The organism is Herbidospora mongoliensis, from assembly GCF_001570545.1.
GTDB classification, from domain to species: Bacteria; Actinomycetota; Actinomycetes; order Streptosporangiales; family Streptosporangiaceae; genus Herbidospora; species Herbidospora mongoliensis.
Genome location: NZ_BBXD01000019.1, coordinates 249,570 through 267,771, shown reverse-complemented (window position 1 = coordinate 267,771; position 18,202 = coordinate 249,570). Strand labels below are relative to the sequence as shown.

Genomic DNA, 18,202 nt, shown 5'->3' with positions numbered 1-18,202 from the left:
GGCGCTAGCATTCCTGCGGTCGGTAAACGTTCGGTAAAGGGGGCGCGTGGGTGACAGTTGTCGAGCGGCCGAAGACGGCCATCAGGCGCGTGGGGCCCGGGTGGGCGGCGCGATATCGGGCCATGGTGGTCGTCTCCGACATCCTGTGCGCTCTCCTCGCCGGTGGGCTCGCGGTCGTCGTCCGGTTCGGTGAGGTTACTCCCTACGTCGAGCCATACGCCGTGTTAAGTGGTGCGTTGCCGGTTTTGTGGGTCGTGGTGGTCGGGTTGAGCCGGGCCTACGAGCCTCGGTTCGCCGGGGTCGGGTCGGAGGAGTTCCGGCGGGTCGCGCGGGCCGGGATGATGCTCACGGCCGCCGTCGCCGTCGGATCGTATGTGACCAAGATCGACGTCGCACGGGGTTACGTTATCATCGCGTTACCACTGATGACGGTTTTCACGTTGCTTGCCCGATATGCCCTGAGGCGCAGGCTGCACCGGAAGCGGACGAAACTCCAGTGCATGAGGCGGGTCATCGCCGTGGGCCACAAGGAGTCGGTGGCGAGCCTCATCACGCTGCTCAAGCGCGAGCGCTACCACGGCATGCACATCGTCGGGGCCTGTCTCCCCGATGACAGCGCCTCCGACGACGAGGTGGGCGTGCCCGTCCTGGGCGGGTTCTCCGACGTCCCGATCGCCGTCGACCAGATCGGCGCCGACACCGTCGCGGTGCTGGCCTGCCCGGAGTTCGACGGGTCGGCGCTGAGGAGGCTCGCCTGGCGGCTGGAGAAGTCGCGCACCGATCTGGTGGTGGCCCCGGCGCTGATGGAGGTCGCGGGGCCGCGTACGACCATCAGGCCGGTCGCGGGCATGCCGCTCCTGCACGTCGAGCACCCCGAACTGGCGGGAGGACGGCGGCTGATCAAGGACGTCTTCGACCGCGTCGTCGCGGGTCTCGGGCTGATCACCCTGTCTCCGCTGTTCCTGATCATCGCGGTCGCCGTCAGAACCACCAGCTCCGGCCCCGCCTACTTCCGGCAGACCCGCGTCGGCAAGGACGGGAAGACGTTCACCATCGTCAAGTTCCGCACGATGGGGCTCGACGCCGAGAGCCGCAAGGTCGAGCTGGTCAGCGACGCCGACGGCGTGCTCTTCAAGGTCAGGAACGACCCCCGCGTCACCCGCGTCGGCGCCTTCCTGCGCCGTCACTCGCTCGACGAACTGCCGCAGCTCGTGAACGTCGTCAAAGGCGACATGTCGCTGGTGGGGCCGCGTCCGCCGCTGCCCCAGGAGGTCGCCCGCTACGGCGACGACGTGCGCAGACGACTTCTTGTCAGGCCGGGGATGACCGGCTTGTGGCAGGTCAGCGGCCGATCGGATCTGTCGTGGGAGGAAGCGGTACGGTTGGACCTGCGCTACATGGAAAACTGGTCACTCACCCTCGACCTCCAGATCATGTGGAAGACGTGGTCGGCCGTGGCACGCGGATCAGGAGCCTACTAAGTAGTGATGAGCATCAGAGACGATCACGCCCTCGCCGGAGACCTCGCGACGGAGGCGGGTGAGAGACTGCTCCGCCTGCGGGCCCAGCTCGGCTTCGACGACGCGAAAGCGCTGAAGGACGCCGGAGACCAGTCCTCCCACGAATTCCTCGTCGAGTCGCTCGGACGGCTCCGTCCCAGCGACCACATCCTGTCGGAAGAGGGCGCGCGCACCGAGGTCGCGCGTCTTTCCGCCAACCGGGTCTGGATCGTCGACCCGCTCGACGGCACCCGTGAGTTCTCCGAGGCCGGCCGGGTCGACTGGGCCGTTCACGTCGCGCTGTGGGAAGACGGCAAGCTCGCCGCCGGCGCCATCGCGCTGCCGGCCCAGGGCGCGACCCTGACCACGGCCAACCCGCCCAAGCTCCCGGTCAACAACAACCAGCGCATCCGGATCGCGGTGTCCCGCACCCGGCCGCCCGAGTTCGTCCAGAAGCTCGCCTACCTGGTGGGGGCCGACCTCGTCCCGATCGGCAGCGCCGGCGCGAAGATCGCCGCCGTGCTGACCGGTCAGGTGGAGGCATACGTCCACGCGGGTGGGCAGTACGAATGGGACTCGGCCGCTCCGGTGGCCGTGGCGCTGGCCGCGGGAGCCCATGCGAGCCGGATCGACGGGTCAGAACTGATCTACAACCGGGCCGACCCCTCGTTGCCGGATATCCTTGTTTCCCTACCGGATCTGGCGCCGACCCTGCTCGCCGGGATCCGTGACCTGCACCAGTAACTTCATAAGGAACCGCTTTGCTGCAGCATGACTACACGACGTCGCAGCTCGACGTCCTCGAAGCCGAGGCGATCCACATCATGCGTGAGGTCGCGGCCGAGTTCGAGCGGCCCTGTCTGCTCTTCTCCGGCGGCAAGGACTCGATCGTCATGCTGCGCATCGCCGAGAAGGCCTTCTGGCCGGCGCCCATACCGTTCCCGCTGATGCACGTCGACACGGGGCACAACTTCCCCGAGGTGATCGAATTCCGCGACCGGCGGTCGGCCGAGCTGGGGGCGCGGCTGGTGGTCGCGTCCGTCCAGGATTCGATCGACGCCGGGCGGGTGGTCGAGGAGACCGGGCGGCGCGCCTCGCGCAACCGGCTCCAGACCACCACGCTGCTCGACGGGATCGAGGACAACGAGTTCGACGCCGTGTTCGGCGGCGCGCGGCGCGACGAGGAGAAGGCCCGCGCCAAGGAGCGGGTGTTCTCCTTCCGCGACGACTTCGGCCAGTGGGACCCGAAGAACCAGCGGCCCGAGCTGTGGAACCTCTACAACGCGAAGATCCGCAAGGGTGAGCACATCCGGGTCTTCCCGCTGTCCAACTGGACCGAGCTCGACGTGTGGGACTACATCCGCCGCGAGGGCATCGAGATCCCGTCCATCTACTTCGCGCACACCCGACGGGTGTTCGAGCGCGACGGCATGCTGCTGCCCGAGGGCGACGTGGTGGTGCGCGGTGACGACGAGCCGCTGTTCGAGTCGACGGTGCGCTACCGCACGGTCGGCGACATGACCTGCACCGGCGCCGTCTCCTCGACCGCAGCCACGGTCGACGAGATCATCGCCGAGATCGCGGCGACCCGGATCACCGAGCGTGGCGCGACCCGCGCCGACGACCGGGCCTCCGAAGCCGCCATGGAGGACCGGAAGAAGGAAGGCTACTTTTAATGGACATCCTTCGTTTCGCGACGGCGGGCAGTGTCGACGACGGCAAGTCGACCCTGATCGGGCGGCTCCTGTTCGACTCCAAAGCCATCTTCGAAGACCAGCTCGAAGCGGTCGAGCGCACCAGCCGCGACCGGGGCACCGAATACACCGACCTGTCGCTGCTGACCGACGGCCTGCGCGCCGAGCGTGAGCAGGGCATCACGATCGACGTGGCCTACCGCTACTTCGCCACGCCCAAGCGCAAGTTCATCATCGCCGACACCCCGGGCCACATCCAGTACACCCGGAACATGGTGACCGGCGCCTCGACCGCCGACCTGGCGATCATCCTGATCGACGCGCGCAAGGGCGTGCTGGAGCAGTCGCGCCGTCACGCGTTCCTGACGACGCTGCTGCGCGTGCCGCACCTGGTCGTCGCGATCAACAAGATGGACCTGGTCGAATACGCCGAGGAGCGCTTCGAGGAGATCCGCGAGGAGTTCACCCAGTTCGCGTCCAAGCTGAACGCGAGCGACCTGAGCTTCATCCCGATCTCCGCCCTCCACGGCGACAACGTGGTCTCCCGCTCGGAGAACATGCCGTGGTACCAGGGCCCGTCGCTGCTCCACCACCTGGAGCACGTCCACATCGCCTCCGACCGCAACATGGTCGACGTGCGGTTCCCCGTGCAATACGTCATCCGCCCCCACAAGACCGAGTTCCACGACTACCGGGGTTACGCCGGTCAGGTCGCGGGCGGCGTGCTGAAGCCGGGCGACGACGTCATGCACCTGCCCTCCGGCCTGACCACGAAGATCGCCTCGATCGACACCTTCGACGGCCCGGTCACCGAGGCGTTCGCGCCGATGTCGGTGACCCTGCGTCTTGAGGATCACATCGACATCTCCCGGGGCGACATGATCTGCCGGCCGAACAACCAGCCGCGGGTGGCCCAGGAGATCGAGGCGATGGTCTGCTGGATGGCCGACATCGCCAAGCTCGCCCCGCGCACCAAGCTGACCATCAAGCACACCACCCGCACGGCCCGCGCCCTGGTGAAAGACCTCCACTACCGGCTCGACGTCAACACCCTCCACCGCGACGAGACCGCGACGAGCCTGTCGCTCAACGAGATCGGCCGGGTGTCGCTGCGCATCACCCAGCCGCTGTTCGTCGACGACTACGCCCGCAACCGGCTCACCGGAGGGTTCATCCTGATCGACGAGGCCACCAACAGCACCGTCGGTGCGGGCATGATTCTCTAAAACCTGTTGTTTGAGGCAGATTCAAAGCGCGAGCCACGACCGGCCTTCGGCCGTCCGCGTCTCGCGCTGGGTAAATCCTTGAGCGTTCGGTGAACGCTTAGTTACTCTCCGCGCTAGCGTCAGCACGTTCCGTATTCACTTCGGGGGTCGTGCACGTGTCTGACGCTCAGCCGATGATTTTTGTTGGAGGGCTGGGGCGTAGCGGGACGACGCTGCTGGAGCGCCTTCTGGGTGAGCTCCCCGGCGTCGCGCCGCTCGGCGAAGTCGTCCATCTGTGGCACCGGGGGGTGCGCGCGAACGAGCCGTGCGGTTGTGGGCGGCCGTTCTCGCAGTGCCGTTTCTGGCACGAGGTCGGTGACCGCGCGTTCGGCGGCTGGCGTCCGGCCAAGGCCGACCGGCTGCTCGAACTGCGTCACAAGGTCGACCGCACCCGCCGCGTCCCGGTCTTCGTGCTGGGCCTGATCAGCCGTGAAGCGCAGCTCACCGAGTATGTCGCCTCGTATCACCGCATCTACGCGGCGGCGGCCGAGGTCGTGCGCGGTCAGGTCGTCATCGATTCGAGCAAGCACGCCTCGCTGGCCTACTGCCTGTCGGCCATCCTCGATCTGACCGTCGTCCACGTCGTGCGCGATCCGCGTGCGGTGGCGGCGTCGTGGCGGCGCAAGGTCGCGCGGCCGGAAGACGGCCGTCCGATGGCGCGGTGGTCGCCCGCACGCACCGCCGTCCACTGGTTCGTCCAGAACCTCGCCTACGAGGTGCTGCGCCGCAAAGGGGTGCCCATCGTCCGGGTCCACTACGAGGATCTGGTCGAAAAACCGGCCGACACACTGCGCGCGCTGGCCGGCAAGCTCGGGCTGCCCGACAGCCACGAGGCGCTGGCCTTCATCACCGGCCGCACCGCCCGGCTCGGCGTCGCCCACACCGTGTCCGGCAACCCGATGCGTTTCCACGTGGGCCGCGTGCGCTTCCGTGACCGGCGCCCTGACCTGCCCTTCCCCCACCGCTGGGCGGTCACCGCGCTCACTCTCCCCCTTCTTCTCTGGTACGGCTACCGCCTCAATTACTGACCTACCGATCGGAGGCCAAGGATGTCCTCGACCATCGGCGTCGTCATCCCCACCCGTGGTGACCGTCCCTTGCGCGCGACGATCGACGGTGTGCTGGCGCAAAGCCCGGCCGCCGTCGTTGTCGTCGTCGATGGAGCGCCCTTAGATTCCGTCGACGACCCCCGGGTGAAAGTAGTGCCCAACTGCCTGAGTCCGGGCCTGCCGGGAGCCCGCAACACCGGGATCGCGGCGCTCGACACCGACCTGGTGGCCTTCTGCGACGACGACGACGTGTGGTTGCCGGGGAAGCTCTCCAGCCAGGTCGACCTGCTGGAGAAGACCGGGGCCGAGTTCGCGAGCTGCGGGATCGAGGTCGAATACGGCTCGCGCCGGGTGACCCGGCTGGCCGGTGCCACGGAGATCACGGCGGCCGATCTGACGCGCTCGCGGATGGTGATGGTGCATTCGTCGACGTACCTGTTCAGGAAAGGCGCGCTCTGGGTCGACGAGAGCGCGCCCGGCGGCCAGAACGAAGACTGGGACCTGGCGCTGCGGGCGGCCAAACGCCGGCCGATCGCGCATGTCGACCGGCCGCTCGTCCGCGTGCGGTGGGGCGGGTCTCACTACGCGACCCGCTGGGCCGACCGGATCAGCGGCCTGGAGTGGATGCTGGCCCGGCATCCCGAGATCGCCGACGACGCCCGCGGGGCCGCCCGGATCTATGGTCAGCTGGCGTTCCACCATGCCGCCCTCGGGCGGCGGAAGGAGGCGCGGCGGTTCGCCGCCCTCGCCTTCCATTCACGGCACCGGGAGCCCCGGGCGGCGTTGGCGCTGGTCGTGGCGGCCGGGCTGATCTCGGCTCCGGCCGTGCTGAGCGCGCTGCATACCCGCGGCCACGGAATCTGATGCGCACGCGCATCGTCGCGCCGCCCAAGAGGCGGCGGGTTTCCGTGGGCGGGGTCTTCATCGACCGGCTGACCGAGATCGAGGTCGTCGACCGGGTGATCGGGGCGATCCGGCGTGGGTCCGGCGGGCATCTGGTGACGCCCAACGTGGACATCTGCCGCGCGTGCGCGCGGGATCCCGCGCTGCGCGCCCTGGTGCTCCGGGCCACCATCGCCGTCGCCGACGGGATGCCGCTGGTGTGGGCGACCAGGCTGCTGGGGAAACCGGTGCCGGCCCGGATCACCGGGGCCGATCTGATCTGGTCGCTCTCCGAGGCGGCCGCTTTCTACCGGGTGCCGATCTACCTGCTGGGCGGGCCGCCCGGTGTCGGTGATCGGGCCGCCCGGGCGCTGTGCGAGCGGTATCCCGGGCTGTCGATCGCCGGGGTCGACGCGCCGCCGTGGGGGTTCGAGGACGACGCCGAGCAGTTCGCGGCCATGCGCGACGCGCTGACCTCGGCACGTCCGCTGCTGGTGTTCGTCGGGCTGGGTTTTCCCAAGCAGGATCTGCTCATCGAGCGGCTGCGGGGGGAACTGCCCGAGACCTGGTTCGTCGGGTGCGGGTCGGCGATCGCGTTCGCCGGGGGCGCCGTGGTGCGGGCGCCGGTGTGGATGCGCGATCGGGGGCTGGAGTGGCTGTTCCGGCTGCTCAGCGAGCCGTCCCGGCTGGCCCGGCGCTATCTGATCGACGATCTGCCGTTCGCGGTGCGGCTGCTGACCGTGTGCGCGGTCCGGCGGCTATTCACTTAGCAGGGCGCTGATCCTCGCGGCGTCGGCGGCGGACAGGCGCGACCTGGCCGCCGCCGCTCTGCTGTCGGTGGGCCGGAACGCGGTCTTCGAAGCGCCTTGCCAGGTGAAGCCTCGCTCCCGCGTGGTTCCGGTGCAGGATCTCGTGATCGTGGCGGCCGACTGGTCGGTCCAGGGGATGCCGCACCATTCGTACAGATCGCGGAAACCGAAGTGTGGATCGGTCGCCAGTGACTCGTAGCCGACCACGCGGATGTTGGGGTGGCGCATCCGCAGGACCGAGTCGTGGGCGGCCTTCCAGAGGGCGGCCACTCTTTCCAACCGGCCTCCGGCCTGCGACAGCTTCGACAGGTGCGGGTGGTCTCTGAGCAGAAGCGGCTGGGCCAGCAGGTCGCGGGGGTCGGCGGTCCAGCCGAGGTGTTCCCAGCTGCCGACGAAGGTGATCGGGTCGCGGGTGAGGATGACGACGCGGCAGTCGAGGCGGTCGGCGAACCACTCGGCGGACCAGAGGGCGAACGGGTCGTCGAGGAGGGCCTGGCGTCCGGTCAGACGGCCGTGCGCGAACGATGTCGCATATTTCAGGAATCGGGCGGGGGACGGCGGCCAGGGGAGTTCGGCGTGCCAGCGGAACCTCAGCCCCAGCGTGTCCTGGAACGGCTTCAGCCAGGCTTGCTCGTTGTCCCGGCAGATGTACTGGAAACGGTGTGCAACCTGCGCGTTCAGCACTCCGCGGTAGGGGCGTTCGGGGTTGAGGGGCTCGTTGACGTACACGAGCTTCCCGGAGGCGCAGAGCATGCGGCCGGCCCATGACGTGCCGCTGCGGGGGAGGCCGGTGACGAGGATCATGCGGTCGCCCTGGCGAGCTGGGTGAGCGGCAGCAGGTTCTTCACGAGCACCCCTCCCGCCCAGCCGAGCGCCGCGCCGAACGCGCCGTAGGCCGGGACGAGCAGCAGATCGAGCACGACGGTGGTCGCCAGCGCGGCGACGATGTTCCCCAGACTGGCCCTGGTCCGGCCCGAAGCGATCATGACCACATCGGCCATCCCGCAGGCGGAGGCGACCATCATCGTGATCGCCAGCACGACCGCCACGTCGGCGGCGTGGGTGTATCCATCGCCGAAGACCTGCAGGATCTGGGGCGCGAAGATGGCGTACAGAACCCAGAAAGGCCAGGTCAGCGCCATTTGGGTGCGCGCCGCCCGCCGATGCAGGGCACGCGCCGCCGCCGGCTCTCCGTCGGCGAACTTCTTCACCAGCTCTGCCTGTACGCCCTGCGCCAGCCCCTGACCGATGAGCTGGCCGACGACTTTGAAGCGTGTGGCGGCGACGTAGAACGCGGCCTCGGCGGGCCCGGCGAGGAGCGCGACGATGACGACGTCGAGCCGCTGGAAGACGGCCTGGAGCGCGGCGGCCAGCGACCGGGGCCCGGTGTAGACCCAGAACTCCCGCCACGATGTCCGCGTCTCGACCTCCCGCAGTCTCAAAGCGGCGATGACGACCACAGGGACGGCCGGAACGCCCCACGCGGCGATGAGCCAAGGTGCGGAGAGGCCTGCGGCCAGCGCACCACCCACGAGAAGGAGTTGGGCGACGGGCTGCACCAGCCCGCTGAGCAGCAGCGTTTCCCGCATCGCCCCGGTTCCCCTGGTGGCGGCGACCAGCACATCGGCGACCACGATGAAGGGCAGCACGATGGCGAGTGCGGGTTCGGTGCCGGAAAGGATCGCGGCAGTGCCCAACGCTCCTGCCACCACCGGGACCAGTGCCACCGCGAGAAGCGACCGACCTCGGGACGGTACGTCTCGTGCCCGGAAGTAGATGAGCCCGTTGCCCGTATCCAGCCGTAACACCCCGGCCAGCATCAACCCCAGTGCCGTCGTGGTGAAGAACGCGCCCGCCTCGGTCGGAGGCAGGGTCCGGGTGATGAGCAGGGTGATGGCGAACTGGGCGACCGCGTTGGTTCCGGCTCCCGCCAGTCCCGCCACCGACCTCAGACGCGCCATGAAGGGGTCGCGTCGAGCCAGGGGAGCAGCAGTGCGTCCCACGGCAGGAAGTGGTTCGACAACCGGGCGCGCAGGCCGGGCGCTATCGGCGAGTGGGTCCGTGAGTTGTGGCGCTCGAAGACGGGGTCGGCCGCCGGGGGGAGGCCGAGGAAGTCGAGCAGGTCGGCGTAGACGGGCAGGGGGTCGGTGAAGAAGCGGCCGCTGTCGATGACCTTGATGCGGTCTCTGGCGATCAGCGGTTCGAGGCGGGCGAGTTGTTCGGCGTAGCGTCCGCGAGACAGATAGGCGTGGTGCCGGTGGGCGTGGCTTGCCGACAGCGGGGCCGCGCAGAGGCGGGCGGTCTCTCCGGCCAGGCGTTCGGGTTCCAGTTCGACGGCTCGGGCGAACGACGGCTCCGAGTCGAAACCGCGCGCCAATTCGTGCGCATGCGCGGAAATGGCACGTTCCACTGGATCCCGGACCAGCACGATGAGCTTCACTTCCGGCAGGTCCCACGCGATCCGCGGCCCGGCCAGCGGGTGGAACAGGTAGTAGGGGGCCGACTCGAACGCCAGCATCCCCGCCCGTCGCAGCGGGAAGTGGGCCCGATACCAGCCCATACCCCGCCCGTAGGCCATGTCGAAGTAGTGCACGCCCTTCCGCAACACCGGCTTGGCGACGAGGGGATGCTGCGACAGCGCCCGGTAGAGGGAGGTCGTCCCGCACCGCTGCGCGCCGACGATGAGGAATGACGGGAGCATCCGGGCGCTTCCCGTCAGCCGCCCCGCCGTGATCGACACGGCGTGGGCGGTCGTCTTCAGGGCGTTCACGTCAGGGATTCCAGCCCGTCGACGGCAGGGTTGAGCCACTTCGAGGGGGAGCCCAGCGGCTCGTGGCCACTGGCGCGGTGACGCTCGGCCAGGGTCATCAGGTAGCCGGCGGCGGTCACGCGGGCGTCTTCGTAGGTGATCCCGAAGGGTTCGAGCAGGCGTCCCGACTGGGCGACGCATGCCTTCGCCGCCGACACCGGGCGCATCCGCCGCAGCGCGGTCTGGAAGAAGTAGTGCAGCGTGTCGAAGCCGAGCGGCACGCCGGTGCCGAACCGCTCCCAGTCCCAGACCAGCAGGCGGTCGCCCATCGGGGCGACGTTCCACGGCGAGAAGTCGCCGTGCCAGGCGCCCTTGCCGAGCCCGGCGATCTCCTTGGCGGCCTCGGCGAGCAGGTCGGCGGAGGGCTTGCCCTTGGTGACGGGGAGGGGGGTCAGGACGAGGATGTCCAGGCCGCGCCACACTCCGTGGTGCATGACCTTGGGCGCCATGACGACGTCGAACGAGTGACGGGCGACGGCGCGCAGCGTGTCGGTCTCGTGGCGGATCAGGTCTTTCGTGTGCTGCTTGTCGCCGATCTTCACGAAGGCCAGGAGGCCGGTGTCGCCGTACAACTCCAGGATGGGTTTCCTGTTCGCCCGGCGGGCCGGGCGGACGTGCAGCGTCGCCTGCAACCGGCGGCCGAGCACGTCGCCGAGGTGCGTTTCGATCGTGTCGGGCCCGTCGGGCACCAGCACCCGCCCGCCGACATGCCAGGGCGCGCGGGGCACCAGCCGCCGGGGAACGAGTCGGCTCGGCAGCAGGGTCCGGGCAGTGGAGGTGGTGGACGGCGGGAACAGCAAGGAGATCACCTCATCCAGATAGCGCAGACGTATGCGGAAGTCCTTCACGTCGCGTTCCGCCACAGGACCGCGAACGAGATCAGATAGAGGGTCAGGGCACTTACCAGGCCGTCGTAGATGAACATGTAGAAGAGGACGAGGAGCATGACCAGGCTCCCCGCCTGCCCGATAGGTGACCGATCATGCCAATGTCGCCGGATCGCACCCGCGAAGAAGCCGACATACAGGGCGGCTCCGGTGAAACCCTGGGTGATGAGCAGCAGCCAGAGCTGCCCGTCCGAGCCGAGCGGCGGGTGGCCGCACGCCCGGCACCAGCCGGTCTTCCCGGTGGTGATCGTGCGATGGCTCCCGAACGCGTCGCGCGTGTTGCCGTAGCCGATGACCGGTGACGTCGCGGCGACCTTGATGGTCGTGACGACCGTGTGGGCGCGGATGTCGTTGGAGTGTGGCCTGTCGACGCGGGCCGCGACGACCTGGCCCAACGGGGAGAGCACGAAGGCCGCACCGGTCGCCGTCGCCAGGATCAGCAGGGCCGCCCGGTTCCTGTTTCTGATGATCATGTACGCGATCCCGATGGCGATCGCGGCCCAGAGCCCTCGGTTGAGGGAGTAGACGATCGGCACGGCGGCGATCCCGACGGCGATCACCGCGACCGTCCGACGCGCCGGGCCGCCGTGGATCCACCAGCCGACGACGAACCAGACCAGCAGGATCGAGACGTTGCCGCCCCACGCGTTGGCCCATTCGAAGGGGGCTTCCGGGCGGGGCGCGGCGTGGCCCAGGACGTATTGGATCTGGGCGGCGGTCGGGTGGACGAGGTTCGTGACGAAGGGGTGGTCGGGGAGCAGATACTCCATCGGGGCGGTGAACTCGAACCCCGGCGCGAGGATCCCGAGCACGCCACCGGCGACGGCGGTGAGGAACAGGACGCCGAGCATCCTGACCAACGTCAGCTGCGGGAGCTCGTCTTTGGTGAGATTGCCCAGGTAGAGGACGACGACGAACAGGGCGACGTAGACGGCGAGGCGCATCGCGTAGCCGATGAGGCGGCCGACGCCGAACTCGCCGTAGGTCCCGGCGGGGGTCGCGTCGAGCATGACGGCGCTGACCAGGTAGCCGACGATGAGCAGCGCCCACAGGCCCATGCCGCGCGGGATCCGGATGGGCCGGCGCAACCAGAGCACCACGGCCATGGGGATCGCGACGACGACGATCGACAGCCCGCCGAACCCGAGGGCCCACCAGACGGGGTAACCCACGAGGAAGGCCGCGATCGGCCAGGCGGCGGGCGCCAGTCGCCAGGTCACACGTATCCCCTGGTCACAGTAGGTCCCTGCGTTGCTGGGGGATGTCCACTGTGGGGGGTTGCTGGGAGCGCAACGCGTCGACCGCCAACGTTCCCGGAGCGCCCGCGGGATCGACGGCGATGACGCCCAGCACGTCCATCCCCCGTCGCTTGAGGGACTTGGCCGTCCGGATGACCCACGGGGCGCGGATCCGGCCCAGGGCCACGGCGAGGACCGCCGCGTCGGTCGGACCCGCGGTGACCAGCAGGATGCCGCTCAAAGGGGGGAAGCCCTCTTCCAGCGTCCAGGCCACGTGGGCGGGCTCGACTCCCAGTCCCTCGACCAGGACGCTTCGGTGGCCGGCGGCCGCCACCACGGCGGCGAACTCCTCACCTTGGGGGAGGAGGGCCAGGTTGGTGAGGCGTTCCACGTCGGCCGGGGTGCGGAGCCTGGTGTCGTAGCGGTCTCGTGCGAAGGCCGCGCCGACGCCGAGCAGGATGCCGGCGAAGAGGCCGCCGCCCACGTACACGGCAGGGAGGGGTTCGCTGGCCGTCGCGGGGGGAGTCGCGGGAGTGATGACGGTCCCGGGAGTGACCGCGGTGGTCTTGAGGATGTCGTACCGGAGACTGAGGGCCGTCGCCTGGCGGGCGAGCACCGTCTCCTGGTGGGCGGCCAGTGCGCGTTGGGGTGTGCCCCTGGCGTGCCGGGACATGGTGATCAAAGCGGTGCTGAGCTGGCTGTTGACCAAGCGGAGCTTCGCGAGGATCGCGCGCTTCCGCTCGGTCAGGACTGCCTCGGCGGAGGCCAGGCGATGCGCCAGGTAGGCGTCGGCGAAGGCCTGCGCGCCTTCGGCCGCGCCGGTCGCATCCGGCGAAGTGAACGAAATGCGAAGAATTCCGGAATTAGGCGGCACATCAACGGAAACCAGACTTCGCAGCTCTTCCGGGTCCCCTCCGATAACGCGTGACGCATTCGTGGCGACGACAGAGGATTGGGCAATCTGTGCCTCGGTGTCGAGATTGAGAGCTTCGCGCTGTCGCGTCGTCACCGGGTTCTCCTGCTCCCCGAGCCCGGTCGGCGACACCTGCACCTCGGCCACCCCGAGGTAGGCCGTCGGCGCCGTCCACAGCAGTCCGATGCCGCCCATGACGCCGAGAAGAAGGCAGGTCAGGGCGATGCTTCGGCGGCGGCGGAACACGGAGCCGTACTCCGCGAGGTCGCGGCTGTGCCGCGGTGGCAGGCTCATGCAGGTCTCCGATGGGGGTCAAGCGACTACGAACCCTAGCCGGGCCCGGCGATTTTCCCGATGTCATTTCAAGAATTTCTGCTGGCGAATCACGGAACAATAACGGCGATTCGTCTGACATGTCGGAGCTGCGTTCTGGAAAAGGTGGCCACATGTTCTTCCCGCGCAGGGGAAAGTGAATCCATGCGCTGGGCAATCACGGTGGTCGTGTTGATGATGGCGGGCTGTTCCCTGGCTTCGGGAGCCGCCGAGCGGAACGTCCCGAAGGCGGAGCCGCCGCTCGCCGCGCACTGCGCCGTCACCGGCGAGCTGATCCCGACCTGCGGGGCATGGTGGGGCATCGCCCCGGGGGTCTTCACCGGCAGGGGTCCGACCCGCAGTCTGGCGACCGCCGAACAGCGCATGGGCCGCAAGGCCGACATCCTGCACGTCTACCACCGGGCCGGCGAACTCTTCCCCACCGACGAGGAGCGCGCCCTCGCGACCGACCGCCTGCTGCTGGTCAACTGGAAGCCGTCACTGCGGCACACCTGGGCCGAGATCGCCGCCGGCGCGCTCGACCGGCGCATCGACAAGCTGGCCCGCCACATCACCGCGACGTTCCCGCAGCGCTTCTTCCTGACGATCCACCACGAGCCGGAGAACGACGTGCGGCCCGTCGAGGGGATGGCGGCCGACGACTACGCGGCGATGTTCCGCCACGTCGTGCTGCGCCTGCGCGAGAGGGGCGTCACCAACGCGGTGACCGTGATGACCTACATGGGCGCGCCCAACTGGTCGTCGACGTCGTGGTTCGAGCGGCTCTATCCCGGCGACGCGGTGGTCGACTGGATCGGCGTCGACCCCTACGCCGACCACCGGGTCACCGACTTCGCCTCACTCGTCGACAAGCGCCGGCCCGACCATCCCGACTGGCCGGGCTTCTACCGCTGGGCGCAGTCGCGCTTCCCGGCCAAGCCGATCATGGTGGCCGAATGGGGGGTGTTCGAGCGTCCCGGGGTGAAAGCCGCGTTCTTCGATTCCGTACGCCGCCAAATAGCCGCATTCCCCCAGATCAAGGCCCTGGTCTACTTCGACTCCCCCTGGGCCCCCCGGGGTGACACGCGGTTCGACACCACGCCCGATGCCGCCGGGGCGTTCCGGCGGCTCGGGCAGTCGCCCTACCTGACCCAGCCACCGGCCGTGAGGGCGTTCATCACCAGCGCGACGGCCCGCTCGACCGACAGGCCGGTGGTGTCGACCTCCAGGTCGGCGTCCTCCGGCTCGTCGTAGGGGGCCGAGATGCCGGTGAACTCGGGGATCAGGCCCGCGCGGGCCTTGGCGTAGAGGCCCTTGCGGTCGCGGCGTTCGCACTCCTCCAGCGGGGTGGAGATCCACACCAGCAGAAAGTCGGCGCCGACCTCCTCGGCCATCTCGCGCGCCTCTTCCCTGGTCTCGGCGTGGGGCGCGATCGGAGCGCAGATGGCCAGACCGCCGTGCCGGGCGACCTCGGAGGCGACGTAACCGATCCTGCGGATGTTCAGGTCGCGGTCCTCCGCCGAGAAGGTCAGGCCCTTGGACAGCAGACGCCGCACCACGTCGCCGTCGAGGTAGGTGACCGTGCGGGTGCCCTTCTCCAGCAGCGCGTCGCGCACGCCCCTGGCCACGGTCGACTTGCCCGAACCGCTCAGACCGGTGAAGAAGACCACCAGACCGCGCCGGTGCGGCGGGCCGGGGATGCTGATCGGGGCCGGTCCGGCGTAGTGCTCGGTGGCGCCGTAGTTGCGGGCGACGTACTCACGGAGTTCGAGGTCGATCTCGACGTCCTCGCGCGGCGCCAGCGGGACCGCCACCACCTGCGACCCGGGCAGTGCGGCCTGCGCCTTCAGCGCCGACCGGACCACGGCGGGACCGCCCTCGCCGAAGGCGAGCGGCATCAGCAGGATCTGCGCCTCCAGCTCCTCGGCCGTGGCGGCGACGTCGGCCAGCGCCGGCCCGTCGAGCGGGCCGCGCATCGTGACGACCAGCACCTCGCCGTCGAACTTCACATCCTGGGGTGTACGGCGCAGCCGCGCGAACGGCCCGTAAACCGCATCGCCCAGGGCCTTCACCGGCCCGGCCGCGTGGTGCCCGTCGCGTTCGGTCACCGTCAGGGTCGCCAGCGCGGCGCCCTCCGGATCGGTGAGGGTGACCTCGTCTCCGACGGCGATGTCGTCGGGCAGTGCGATGGTGATGGGGTCGGGCCAGGGGGTGCCGTCGGCGAGCGTGCCCGTCTCGGTGACCGACGCGGCGTCGGCCTTGCCGAGGAAACCGGTCAGCGGCGCGAACGCTCCCGAAAGAAGCAGTTCGAGGTCGGCCAGTTCGCGGGGGTCGGGGGTCCAGTCGGTCATGGTGGTCGATTTCCGATCTCGGCAGGCATAGGAGGGGCCGTACGACGGCGTCTTCAAGGCTGACACATTCTCCAGGAGGTGATCGTGGACTCCGCAGCAGAACTCCGTTTCCGCGAGTTCGTGACCGCCAGGTCGCCCGCACTGATGGGCCTGGCCTACCTACTCACCGCGGGAGACCAGCACGCCTCCGAGGACCTGGTGCAGTCGTCGCTGGTCAGGGCCCTGGGGCAGTGGGAAAAGATAGAAGCCCCCGAGGCGTACGTGAAGCGCGTCATGTACAACCAGCACGTCAGCCTGTGGCGGCGCGCCTGGCGCAGACACGAGACCAGTGTCGCCGAACTCCCAGAAAAAGGCGCCGACGACGGCACCCGCCCGGTCGAGTTACGCCTGGCCCTACGTGAGGCCATGGCGAAACTCACCAGACGGCAGCGCGCCATGCTCGTGCTCCGCTACTACGAGGACCTGCCGGAAGACGAGATCGCCCGCCTGATGGGCTGCTCGATCGGCACGGTCCGCAGCACCACCCACCGATCGCTGGCGAAGCTGCGCTCTGCCGACCTGAGGGAGCTCACCCGATGAACGAGGACACCCTGATCAAGGAGGGCCTCCGGGACTGGGCCCAAGAGGTGCGCGTGCCCACCGACCTGGCCGGCCGCGCGCTGCGGGCCCGTAGGCGGCGGCGATTCGGCTTCACCGGGTTCGGCGCCGTCCTGGTCGCCGCCGCCGTCGTGGCCGTCGTAGCCCTGCCGCCGGGCGCCTCACCCGACCGCATCACCGTGGCCGAGGCACCGACGCCGGCTGCCTCGCCGGCGCCGACGAGCGTCCACAGCGACATCGAGAACGACCCGCCGGTGAACCTGGTCGCAGCCGGACCGTGGGCCGTGGGCTCCTACTACTCGACCGAATGGGCCGACACCGGCCGGGGCACCGAGACCCTCCGCTACACCTGGAGCGTCTACAGCCAGGCCGAGGGCCGCTACACCGCCACCCCCTTCCAGTGGCTCGACGTGCTGCCCGGCATGCGCCTCGCGGCCGTGCTCGACGGCGACCTGCCCTCCCGCAGGGTCGGTGTGGTCGACCTGACGACCATGGCGGTCACCCGCTGGTACGACCTGGAGAACGCCGCCGGATCGGTCTTCTGGTCACCCGACGGCTCGAAGCTGGTCGCCACCACCTACAGCGCGCCCCCCGACGAGAAGGCCTGGCTGGACGAGGAGCGCACCAGCGCACGGGGCCTGCCCAAGCCCCGCACCGGCTTCCACGTGATCGACGTGACCGCCGGGACCACGACGTGGACGGCGCTCCCGCCCGACGTCGACTCCGTGAACGGGCGCGAGGACCTGCGCTGGGACGACGACAACACCCGCCTGTGGGCCGCCAAGATCGCGGGCGGCGGCCGGTGGCTCTACGACACCGGCGGCGCCCGCCTGGGCTCCGAGGAGGACTACCCCCGCCGCCGCGACGAGGCGGGAGTGTCCCCGGACGGCAGGCTGCGGGCCGGTCCCGCCGGGCTGCCCACCAGGGTCACCGACGTCGAGACCGGCGAGGTCGTCGGCCGTCAGCAGATGCTGCAGCTGTGGGCCTGGGTCGACGACGATCACCTGATCGGCCTCGGCTGTGCCCGTGACTGCGACAACGAGTTCGACAGCGCGCTGGTCATGGTGAGCGTCGACGGGAAGGAGACGGTGCAGCTCGCCTCCTACCGCGACTCGCGCGCCTCGTGGCGGCCGGTCCTGGTCCGCCGCTAGATGATCCGCGCGAAGTGGTTCCTCGGCCGGCGCACGATCAGCGTCACCTCGTCGTAGACCGGGTCGAGCTTCCCTCGCGACAACGACGCCGCCGCCCGGAGCACCGTCTCGACCAGTTTTCTCCGAGGGCCGAGACGGGCCGGGCCGGTGGTGTCGCCCCGGTCCTCGGCGATCATCAGGCCGCGCATCAGGCAGTAGGCCCGCAGCCCTTCCCGAGAGCAGACCGGTTCGTAGATCGCGGGCAGCGTCTCCCCGAACCGCCGCCGCAACCAGTCGGGCAGGACGCGGTCGACGAACCCGTAGGCCGACTCCCGATCACGCACCCGGATGAGCAGCAGCCCGCCGGGCCGCAGCGAGTTGACCATGCGGTCGAGGATCAGTTCGGCGTATTGGACCCGCTCCAGCAGGAACTCCACGCAGACGACGTCGAACCCGCGCGGCGTCATCGGCACGGAACGCAGGTCGCCCAAGGCGTACGCGTGCAGATCGGGACGCCGGGTCGTGTGCGAACGCAGCGCGGGCCGGTCTTCATCGACCCCCGTCACCCGGCAGTCGACACCGCCGAGATCCAGTGGTTCGCCCCGGCCGCATCCGGCAACCAGGACGTCGAGCGGCGTTCCGGGCGACTCCGCGGCGCGTTCGCCGATGATTTTTCCGAAGGACATGTCACAAAGCGTAGTCATCCGCTCACAGAATCGGTCGCCATCATGGGCGAGTCGCGGGCGCAGTAGCCTTGGGAGGTACCC

Annotated in this window: 18 protein-coding genes; 10 read left to right on the top strand and 8 right to left on the bottom strand. The window is 69.5% G+C overall.

The window, feature by feature from the left end; genetic code table 11:
- The first annotated feature begins 122 nt into the window (after positions 1 to 122).
- From AW272_RS43870 to AW272_RS28985, 7 genes are all read left to right on the top strand, one after another.
- On the top strand, positions 123 to 1,481 hold the full coding sequence (locus AW272_RS43870) for a sugar transferase (protein WP_174551867.1): 1,359 nt from the start codon (positions 123 to 125) through the stop codon (positions 1,479 to 1,481).
- A gap of 6 nt (positions 1,482 to 1,487) precedes the next feature.
- Complete coding sequence (locus AW272_RS43865; protein ID WP_174551864.1) at positions 1,488 to 2,243, top strand: 3'(2'),5'-bisphosphate nucleotidase CysQ; 756 nt, start codon at positions 1,488 to 1,490, stop codon at positions 2,241 to 2,243.
- A 17-nt stretch (positions 2,244 to 2,260) separates the two neighbouring features.
- On the top strand, positions 2,261 to 3,175 hold the full coding sequence (gene cysD / locus AW272_RS29005; protein ID WP_066371757.1) for a sulfate adenylyltransferase subunit CysD: 915 nt from the start codon (positions 2,261 to 2,263) through the stop codon (positions 3,173 to 3,175).
- Positions 3,175 to 4,419: a sulfate adenylyltransferase subunit CysN gene (gene cysN, locus AW272_RS29000; RefSeq protein WP_066371754.1), complete on the top strand. Its 1,245-nt coding sequence runs from the start codon at positions 3,175 to 3,177 to the stop codon at positions 4,417 to 4,419. The genes cysD and cysN overlap by 1 nt, the downstream gene beginning before the upstream one ends.
- A 173-nt stretch (positions 4,420 to 4,592) precedes the next feature.
- The gene (locus AW272_RS28995) at positions 4,593 to 5,486 is read left to right on the top strand and encodes a sulfotransferase family protein (protein ID WP_174551863.1); all 894 of its coding nucleotides are present in this window, start codon (positions 4,593 to 4,595) and stop codon (positions 5,484 to 5,486) included.
- A 21-nt stretch (positions 5,487 to 5,507) separates the two neighbouring features.
- Positions 5,508 to 6,371 (top strand): glycosyltransferase family 2 protein, encoded by an 864-nt coding sequence (locus AW272_RS28990; RefSeq protein ID WP_066371748.1) that lies wholly within the window; start codon positions 5,508 to 5,510, stop codon positions 6,369 to 6,371.
- Positions 6,371 to 7,159: a WecB/TagA/CpsF family glycosyltransferase gene (locus AW272_RS28985; protein ID WP_066371746.1), complete on the top strand. Its 789-nt coding sequence runs from the start codon at positions 6,371 to 6,373 to the stop codon at positions 7,157 to 7,159. Before AW272_RS28990 ends, AW272_RS28985 begins: the two co-directional genes overlap by 1 nt.
- Here the strand turns inward: AW272_RS28985 and AW272_RS28980 are convergent.
- The 6 genes from AW272_RS28980 to AW272_RS28955 are packed head-to-tail and all read right to left on the bottom strand — an operon-like array spanning position 7,148 to position 13,339.
- On the bottom strand, positions 7,148 to 8,002 hold the full coding sequence (locus tag AW272_RS28980; RefSeq protein ID WP_066371744.1) for a sulfotransferase: 855 nt from the start codon (positions 8,000 to 8,002) through the stop codon (positions 7,148 to 7,150). The two genes, AW272_RS28985 and AW272_RS28980, sit on opposite strands and share 12 nt — an antisense overlap.
- Positions 7,999 to 9,159, bottom strand: coding sequence for a lipopolysaccharide biosynthesis protein (locus AW272_RS28975; protein WP_066371741.1), 1,161 nt, complete (start codon positions 9,157 to 9,159; stop codon positions 7,999 to 8,001). Before AW272_RS28975 ends, AW272_RS28980 begins: the two co-directional genes overlap by 4 nt.
- Positions 9,147 to 9,968, bottom strand: coding sequence for a sulfotransferase domain-containing protein (locus AW272_RS28970; protein WP_245657773.1), 822 nt, complete (start codon positions 9,966 to 9,968; stop codon positions 9,147 to 9,149). The genes AW272_RS28975 and AW272_RS28970 overlap by 13 nt, the downstream gene beginning before the upstream one ends.
- The gene (locus AW272_RS28965; RefSeq protein WP_066371977.1) at positions 9,965 to 10,855 is read right to left on the bottom strand and encodes a hypothetical protein; all 891 of its coding nucleotides are present in this window, start codon (positions 10,853 to 10,855) and stop codon (positions 9,965 to 9,967) included. Before AW272_RS28965 ends, AW272_RS28970 begins: the two co-directional genes overlap by 4 nt.
- Positions 10,852 to 12,114 carry a hypothetical protein gene (locus AW272_RS28960; protein ID WP_245657772.1) on the bottom strand — a complete coding sequence of 421 codons (1,263 nt, stop codon included), beginning with the start codon at positions 12,112 to 12,114 and terminating at the stop codon, positions 10,852 to 10,854. Before AW272_RS28960 ends, AW272_RS28965 begins: the two co-directional genes overlap by 4 nt.
- A 13-nt stretch (positions 12,115 to 12,127) precedes the next feature.
- The gene (locus tag AW272_RS28955; RefSeq protein WP_066371738.1) at positions 12,128 to 13,339 is read right to left on the bottom strand and encodes a YveK family protein; all 1,212 of its coding nucleotides are present in this window, start codon (positions 13,337 to 13,339) and stop codon (positions 12,128 to 12,130) included.
- Between the two features lie 183 nt (positions 13,340 to 13,522).
- On the opposite strand from AW272_RS28955, the gene AW272_RS41200 reads away from it, so the two are divergent.
- Positions 13,523 to 14,611 carry a glycoside hydrolase family 26 protein gene (locus tag AW272_RS41200; RefSeq protein ID WP_157518858.1) on the top strand — a complete coding sequence of 363 codons (1,089 nt, stop codon included), beginning with the start codon at positions 13,523 to 13,525 and terminating at the stop codon, positions 14,609 to 14,611.
- Here the strand turns inward: AW272_RS41200 and cysC are convergent.
- On the bottom strand, positions 14,500 to 15,708 hold the full coding sequence (gene cysC / locus AW272_RS28945; protein ID WP_066371733.1) for an adenylyl-sulfate kinase: 1,209 nt from the start codon (positions 15,706 to 15,708) through the stop codon (positions 14,500 to 14,502). The two genes, AW272_RS41200 and cysC, sit on opposite strands and share 112 nt — an antisense overlap.
- Positions 15,709 to 15,792: 84 nt before the next feature.
- On the opposite strand from cysC, the gene AW272_RS28940 reads away from it, so the two are divergent.
- Positions 15,793 to 16,287 (top strand): SigE family RNA polymerase sigma factor, encoded by a 495-nt coding sequence (locus AW272_RS28940; protein WP_066371731.1) that lies wholly within the window; start codon positions 15,793 to 15,795, stop codon positions 16,285 to 16,287.
- On the top strand, positions 16,284 to 17,456 hold the full coding sequence (locus tag AW272_RS28935; RefSeq protein WP_066371726.1) for a hypothetical protein: 1,173 nt from the start codon (positions 16,284 to 16,286) through the stop codon (positions 17,454 to 17,456). Before AW272_RS28940 ends, AW272_RS28935 begins: the two co-directional genes overlap by 4 nt.
- Here the strand turns inward: AW272_RS28935 and AW272_RS28930 are convergent.
- On the bottom strand, positions 17,453 to 18,121 hold the full coding sequence (locus tag AW272_RS28930) for a class I SAM-dependent methyltransferase (protein WP_157518857.1): 669 nt from the start codon (positions 18,119 to 18,121) through the stop codon (positions 17,453 to 17,455). The two genes, AW272_RS28935 and AW272_RS28930, sit on opposite strands and share 4 nt — an antisense overlap.
- Positions 18,122 to 18,202: the final 81 nt, after the last annotated feature.